The organism is uncultured Ruthenibacterium sp., assembly GCF_963558415.1.
Classification (GTDB): Bacteria; Bacillota; Clostridia; order Oscillospirales; family Ruminococcaceae; genus Ruthenibacterium.
Window position 1 is genome coordinate 44,118 of the sequence record NZ_CAUWGY010000011.1, and the last position, 6,422, is coordinate 50,539.

Consider the following 6,422-nt stretch of genomic DNA (forward strand, 5'->3'; position numbering starts at 1 on the left):
TCCAACAAAGATCCTTTGCTCCCAGTATATCACAAAAGCCTCGGCCGGCAAAGCCGGAGCCGAGGCTTGAGAGGTACTCCTTCAAATCAATCCGTAGGATAAGCATCCTCGGGAATCACTGCCGTCTCCTGAGCATCCGACTGCTCAGGTTGCGCGGCTACTTCCTGGCCGGCCTCCCCTTCGGGTTGCGCGGCCGTTTCCTGACTGACCTCACCCTCGGTCTGGGCGGCTGTCTCCTGAGTAACTGCCGACTCGCCAAATCCCGCATTCGCCGCAATCTCTTCCTCGGTCAATGCAGCAGTAGAAGCGGTTTTCGGCGTCAACGGCAGAACTTCACCCGATGGCTTTTGCAGCAAATAGGCACCTTTTGGCTCGTTTTGATAAACCAACACGACCGCATATGTTTTAAGCTCTTCTGTGCTCTGAGCTGGAACGGGTACTACCCACTTATCCACCTCTTTATTTTTGCACTTGGTCAGTTCAAAGCCGCTTTGTTTCACCACATCATGAAACGCCTCAAAACTTTCATCCCACTTGCGCGGAATTTTCACTGCAGTTACTTCCGCGCTGGTTGGATCCACTTCAAGGCCATATCCAGCCAAAAACGTGGTCAAATCCTGTGCGCCGGTAATCTGCTGCGCCATGCTGGGCTGTCCGGCCGTATCCACTGCATCTTGCTCCTGCCAAATCTTTCCCACTCCAATTGCAACGGCTGCCAGCGCCACACCGCATACACACACTGCCGCCAGCTTTTTCAGCCCGCCTTTGCGTAACGTACAAACAAACATTCCACTGTTCCCTCCTTGCAGATTCATCAGGCGGGCGTGCCGCCCTGTCTATTGCATTTGTATGAAGCCGCGTCTCGGTTTATCCCACTTTTTTACTTACATATATGCTGTATGCCTATAAATGCATGACTTTGGGATAAAGGTATGATAAAATATGAAGCAGCAACGATGCGGAGGATCTTTATGATTGAAGTTAGTGTCTGGATGGAACAATTTCAAAATGCATTGCAAAGGGAATTTGGCAGCCGTGTGCTTTTTATAGGATTACAAGGCAGCTACGCCCGTGGCGAGGCCGGTGTAGACAGTGATTTAGATCTGGTGGTAATCTTAGATCGTTTGGCTCCTGCGGACATCGTTCGCTACCGAAACGTTCTGGACACCCTGCCCCACCGTGAAAAGGCCTGCGGGTTTCTGAGCGGAAAGGCAGAACTTTCCGGATGGGATCCGGGGGAACGGTTTCAACTTTGTTTCGATACGCTTCCTTTTTTCGGAAGTTTGTGGAACTTGGCAGGACCTGTGGGAACACGCGAAGCTCGCGCTGCGGTCCGCACCGGTGCAGGAACATTGTATCATGCATGCGTACACAACCTTTTGTACGACCGCAGCGAAGATCTCTTGCGAAACCTTTATAAATCAGCCTGCTTTGTGGTACAAGCAGTCTACTACCTGGAGACAGGGCATTACGTCAAGCAGCATCGCACACTTGCTCAGGCCGCCGGGCCACGGGAACGTGCGATTCTTGGCACCGCGGCGCTTCTGCGCCACGAAGGCGAAGTAGATTTTGAGCCTATGTCACGTCAACTTCTTCTTTGGAGCCAGGGACTCCTGGCATCCCAAAACCAACAGGAGGTGTAAAAAATGATTCTTGCGGTGGATATCGGAAATACCAATATTGTCATGGGTGGATATGAACAGGACCATCTTGTTTTCTGCACCCGCCTTTCTACAGATAAAAATCTTGAGGCGGATCAATACGCCTTGCAAATCAAAGGCATTTTGAGCTTATATCACATTTCTCTGGAAAATATAAAAGATGTGGTTCTATCCAGCGTAGTACCGCAAATCACTCAAACCATGTGTAAAGCATTGAGCACACTTTGCAACTCGGTTCCCTTGGTTCTCTCCCAGCAGTTAAAAACGGGTGTAAAAGTAGACATTGCCAATCCGCCGGAGTTAGGTGACGATCTTCTGGCCGGTGCCATTGCTGCACGGGCCTCCTATGCTCTTCCGGCCGTCGTACTGGATCTTGGAACCGCTACCAAAATGACGGCAGTCGATGCGCAGGGGCATGTCTGCGGTGTAAGCATTATGCCCGGTGTAGTACTGAGTCTTAACGCCTTGGTCAGCGGAGCCAGTCAACTGGGAGGCATGGCGCTCTGCCCACCGGCTCATGCCATTGGCCGAACTACCGTGGAGAGTATGCAGAGCGGAATTGTCCTAGGCACCGCAAGCATGCTGGATGGGATGTTGGATCGGTTTGAGGCGGAGCTTGGAGAAATCAAAACTGTTCTGGCCACCGGTGGCATTGCGGGAATGATCGTACCTCATTGCCGGCGAGAAGTGAAATTGGTTCCCACTCTGCTTTTAGATGGGCTGTACCAAGTATGGCGGATGAACCGTTCGATTTCTAATTAAAAACACAAAAAGGCCGTTTCACGTAATCAGCGTGAAACGGCCTTTTGCATTCATTTTTTTAGTGGCCACGACCGGCTCCACCACCACGGAAACCGCCACCGCCGCCACCGCGGAAGCCACCACCAGAACGGAAACTTCCGCCAGAACGGAAGCTGCCGCCACCGCCGCTACGAAAACCGCCGCCAGGACGCGGAGGACGCCGAATGGAATTTCCAAACATCGGGCCACCCCAAGAACCCGGTGGAGGCGGGGGTGGACCTGGCCGCCGATAAGGACGGCGCGGCGGATGCCCATAAAATGGGTATCTGCGATATCGGACCGGACGAAGGAAAGAAAGCACCACAATCACCAAAATCAGAGCCCCCAACGGCACAAACAGCGCCGCTGCTCCCAGGCTCAGTAAGCCGGTAGACTGCTCTCGCACCGGTGGAACTGTCCCTGTCACCTGTCCACTCGGATCCAGCCCATAAATGGAACAAACTTGATTATAAAGTGTATCAAACGTTTTCTGAACTCCCGCGTCGTAATCTCCCGCGGCAAAATCAGGCTCCAAATCCTCCTGAAGGATTCGACTAAGCGTCATAGTCGGCAGCAAATCCTCAAGACCAGAGCCCTGAATGCACTGGTAATCCTGTTCGCCAATCGATAAAAGCAAAAGGACACCGTTGTTAGCTTTGGCCGAACCAATTCCCCAGTCATTGGCCAATTGATAAGAATATTCTGCTGCGCCCAGACCTTCAGTATCCTCTACTGTGACCACAACGATTTGCGCGCCGCAGGCAGCGTACAAATAATCGTTTTTCTCTACGATTTCCTGTTCTGTACTGCTATCCAAAACGTTCGCACTATCATTGACATAAAAATCTGAAGTAGGGCTCAAAAGGGCCAGAGACGGTGTGCAGAACATCACCGCCAAAGCCAGCGTCACCACTAGCGCCGCCAATCGTTTTCCTTTCATGCCACCATCTCCTCCGGGCTGACGCCCACAACTTTCGCTAAAACAGAAGCTGGAAATCCCGATAGCTTTCCGGCTGCCTGTCGTGCTAATTCATTGTATTCCGGAACCGCATGAGACAGAATTGCCGTCCGACTTGTAAATTCCGACCACGCCATCTGTGCCGGACTTCCTGTTTTGTCTCGTTCATCGGAAGGCATGGCGTTGTACATCAGTTCCACTGCCGTTTTCATCGTCACACCTGCAGAATAACGTGCAGATGGCTCATCCGCTTCGCAGCTCGCATCCAAAGCAGCCTGCGCGCGCTGTACCAAACCATCGTCTACGCCACTTTCCTCAGCCAATGCGATCAGCGAACCCGCCGCTGTTTCCCGAGCCGCAAAATCCGCCGCCATATTGCTGTTATAATACTCCAGCGGCGCATTTCCAACCGACCGTACCTTCATGCTTCCAATGCCCAACAGGCTAACCACTACTGTGATACACAAAACTACGGCCGCCAATTTTCGGTTTTCCAGTATGGTTTGTTTCATGGAATCGTTCCTCTCTGCGGTCTGAATCGTTTTTTACTTTGCCATCTCCAGCAGTTTGGCTTTCAGCTCTCCCTCAATACGGCCCAGCTCCACTTCTGCAGCAGCACGTTTGGCGCGGCCTTCGGTCTGAATCTTCACTACCTCATCCAAAGTCTCAATCAAATTCTGATTGGTCTGTTTCAGAGTTTCCAAATCTACTACACCGCGTTCGGACTCCTTGGCCGCCTCGATTGTTCCCTGTTTTAATGCCTGAGCATTTTTACGCAGCAGCTCATTGGTCATGTCCGTAACTGCACGCTGAGCCTCAATGGCTTGCTGAGAATGAGCCAATCCCAAGCTGAGCACCATCTGGCTCTTCCACAGCGGGATGGTATTGACGATGGACGTCTGAATTTTTTCCGCCATCATGGTATCATTGGATTGAATCAGACGGATTTGCGGCGACATCTGAATCGAAACTGTACGAGTCAACTGCAAATCATACAACTTCTTTTCAAAGCGCGTACACATATCTTCCAGATCCTTCGCCGCCTGTGCATCCTCGGCAAGACCGGTGGCCTTCGCCTTTTCCACCAGTTTGGGCAGTTCGTTGTTGCGCACATCTGCCAGCTTTTTCTTGCCGGCCACAATGTACATGGTCAGCTCTTTATAATAGACCATGTTCATTTCATACATCTTGTCCAGCATGGCGATATCCTTCAAAAGCTGAACCTGATGATCCTGCAACATCCCTTCGATACGCTCAACATTGGTTTCCGCTTTAGCGTAACGGGTCTTTAACTCCTCAATCTGATTGCCCGCCTTTTTAAAGAATCCTAAAATTCCTTTGGGCTGCTCGGCTGTGGCATCAAAGCCTTTTAACTCTGTAACAAGGCCCGTAATCATATCGCCCACTTCGCCCAAGTCCTTTGTGCGGATATTCTCTAGCGCACTCTCCGAAAAATCCGCCACTTTTTTCTGGCTTGCGGCGCCATATTGCAACACTTGTGTGGAATTGGTCAAATCAATTTTCTCGGAAAATTCTTCCACTTGACGACGTTCTTCCTCCGACAAACTCTGTTCATCCAGAACCACCGGATCTACTTGTTCTTGTGCGGCCTTCTGATCCGCAGGCGTGGCGGGAGCGGTGTCCAGTGTCAGGCTGGGTGCGGGCTGTTCCAGCGTCAAGCTGGGTGTATCCAGGGTCAAATCCGGTTTTTGCTGTTCCATATTGATTTCGTCCTTTCGTTTCTATATTCTCGCGTTTTTAATTACAATTGCAATCCGGGTCTGTGTTGCTCGTCTGAATCGGATTCCTTTACAAGGCCATCGCTTTTTGCCATGGCTTCAAGCACATCCAAATCGGTAGAAACATCCAATACTTCGCCTGCAAAGAGACAGTCAAGCTGACTTTCAAATGCCTTTGCAATGATCTGTGCGTTTTGTTCTACCTGCTGCGTGAGAGCGCGGGCATTTTCCCCGGATGCACCCGCCGCAGCCAAATCCGCATACGTGGACAACACTTTTACCGCAGTGGGTAAATAATATGTGAGAAATTTACGGACCGAGCGAGCTTTATCAGGAGCGTCCCCGATTTCCCGCAAAATGGATGCTCCAGCCGTCTCCATGCGCTCGATGGATGCACTCAGCGCAGCATCCGGAATACGCACATTCAAATCGTGCAACGCCTTTAAATTTTTCTGCGCATCGCCTAAAAGCGCATCCAATTCTTGGCTGCCAGTGCGATAGACAGGCTCCGGCGCAGGGACCAGTACAGTACGAGGTGGAATTTTTTTGTGCGCAACCATGCCCGTCACACCCGAAACTACACCAGCCACCACAATGGCCCACATCTGATAAATCGGCAGAAACAGTGAACACACTAAAAATGCGCCAGCAGCCAAATAAATTGGCAGCGCAGATGGAATTTTCTTTTCAATCATACCATTGGTTTCCTGCGGCATATTCCGCCCTCCTGTCTGAGGTCGTTCTCTTGGGACCATCATAGCATGCACCGACCATTGAAATCAAGGAAAACAGCGTTGCATGACATAAAAACGCAAAAGCCCCGCGTTGGCGGGGCTTTTGAAAAAGCTGCTAAAAATCATCCATATCATGGAATGCACGGTCAAAATATAAAGCCGACACAATTACAGAAATCCCCACGACCAGAAAGAATACACCTACCAGTCGTGTCCACATGACCATGCTTTTAAAAGGGCGCAGCAACATAAACCCCGCCAGAATCAATTTCAGCACCGCATCTGCCGCTGCACTTTGCCAAGGCAGCCCGCTGCGCCAGTTTCTCCAAACCAAGCGCAACCGAAACATGGCACTGACAATGATCCATCCTCCCAAAACCACTCCAATGAACACTAGGGAAACATCGCGGTTAAACAAAAGTACACCGCCTACCGCAAGAGCCGCCACTCCTTGGAGCAGAGGGGGGCCACCTTCTTCATGAGCCGCACGAAGGGCCATACGATAGGCTATTTCCGCTATACCAAGCACCAGAACACATGCTCCCATCAA

8 protein-coding genes are annotated in these 6,422 nt (G+C 51.1%); 2 read left to right on the forward strand and 6 right to left on the reverse strand.

Going from position 1 to position 6,422, the window contains the following annotated elements; all coding sequences use genetic code 11:
* Nucleotides 1-86 precede the first annotated feature (86 nt).
* On the reverse strand, nucleotides 87-788 hold the full coding sequence (locus AB5H98_RS03425; protein WP_367924516.1) for a DUF4830 domain-containing protein: 702 nt from the start codon (nucleotides 786-788) through the stop codon (nucleotides 87-89).
* Nucleotides 789-971: 183 nt separating this feature from the next.
* Between AB5H98_RS03425 and AB5H98_RS03430 the strand changes: the two genes are divergently transcribed.
* Together AB5H98_RS03430 and AB5H98_RS03435 are read left to right on the forward strand one after the other, a co-directional pair.
* On the forward strand, nucleotides 972-1,643 hold the full coding sequence (locus AB5H98_RS03430; protein WP_367924517.1) for a nucleotidyltransferase domain-containing protein: 672 nt from the start codon (nucleotides 972-974) through the stop codon (nucleotides 1,641-1,643).
* A 3-nt stretch (nucleotides 1,644-1,646) separates the two neighbouring features.
* The gene (locus tag AB5H98_RS03435; RefSeq protein ID WP_367924518.1) at nucleotides 1,647-2,423 is read left to right on the forward strand and encodes a type III pantothenate kinase; all 777 of its coding nucleotides are present in this window, start codon (nucleotides 1,647-1,649) and stop codon (nucleotides 2,421-2,423) included.
* A 58-nt stretch (nucleotides 2,424-2,481) separates the two neighbouring features.
* On the opposite strand, the gene AB5H98_RS03440 is transcribed toward AB5H98_RS03435, so the two are convergent.
* The 5 genes from AB5H98_RS03440 to AB5H98_RS03460 form a co-directional block, all read right to left on the reverse strand.
* Nucleotides 2,482-3,381 (reverse strand): YgcG family protein, encoded by a 900-nt coding sequence (locus AB5H98_RS03440; RefSeq protein ID WP_367924519.1) that lies wholly within the window; start codon nucleotides 3,379-3,381, stop codon nucleotides 2,482-2,484.
* The gene (locus tag AB5H98_RS03445) at nucleotides 3,378-3,911 is read right to left on the reverse strand and encodes a hypothetical protein (protein WP_367924520.1); all 534 of its coding nucleotides are present in this window, start codon (nucleotides 3,909-3,911) and stop codon (nucleotides 3,378-3,380) included. Before AB5H98_RS03445 ends, AB5H98_RS03440 begins: the two co-directional genes overlap by 4 nt.
* A 33-nt stretch (nucleotides 3,912-3,944) precedes the next feature.
* A complete protein-coding gene (locus AB5H98_RS03450; protein WP_367924521.1) occupies nucleotides 3,945-5,120 on the reverse strand; it encodes a toxic anion resistance protein in 1,176 nt (391 codons plus the stop codon).
* A gap of 41 nt (nucleotides 5,121-5,161) precedes the next feature.
* Nucleotides 5,162-5,854 carry a 5-bromo-4-chloroindolyl phosphate hydrolysis family protein gene (locus AB5H98_RS03455; protein ID WP_367924522.1) on the reverse strand — a complete coding sequence of 231 codons (693 nt, stop codon included), beginning with the start codon at nucleotides 5,852-5,854 and terminating at the stop codon, nucleotides 5,162-5,164.
* A 133-nt stretch (nucleotides 5,855-5,987) separates the two neighbouring features.
* A partial coding sequence (locus AB5H98_RS03460; RefSeq protein WP_367924523.1) for a DUF308 domain-containing protein occupies nucleotides 5,988-6,422 on the reverse strand: 435 nt, incomplete at its 5' end.

Excerpts from the sequence above, each read along its gene's own strand:
- AB5H98_RS03450 (WP_367924521.1), bottom strand. The coding sequence starts at position 5,120 with ATGGAACAGCAAAAACCGGATTTGACCCTGGATACACCCAGCTTGACG.
- AB5H98_RS03440 (WP_367924519.1), bottom strand. The coding sequence starts at position 3,381 with ATGAAAGGAAAACGATTGGCGGCGCTAGTGGTGACGCTGGCTTTGGCG.
- AB5H98_RS03430 (WP_367924517.1), top strand. The coding sequence starts at position 972 with ATGATTGAAGTTAGTGTCTGGATGGAACAATTTCAAAATGCATTGCAA.
- AB5H98_RS03445 (WP_367924520.1), bottom strand. The coding sequence starts at position 3,911 with ATGAAACAAACCATACTGGAAAACCGAAAATTGGCGGCCGTAGTTTTG.
- AB5H98_RS03455 (WP_367924522.1), bottom strand. The coding sequence starts at position 5,854 with ATGCCGCAGGAAACCAATGGTATGATTGAAAAGAAAATTCCATCTGCG.
- AB5H98_RS03425 (WP_367924516.1), bottom strand. The coding sequence starts at position 788 with ATGTTTGTTTGTACGTTACGCAAAGGCGGGCTGAAAAAGCTGGCGGCA.
- AB5H98_RS03435 (WP_367924518.1), top strand. The coding sequence starts at position 1,647 with ATGATTCTTGCGGTGGATATCGGAAATACCAATATTGTCATGGGTGGA.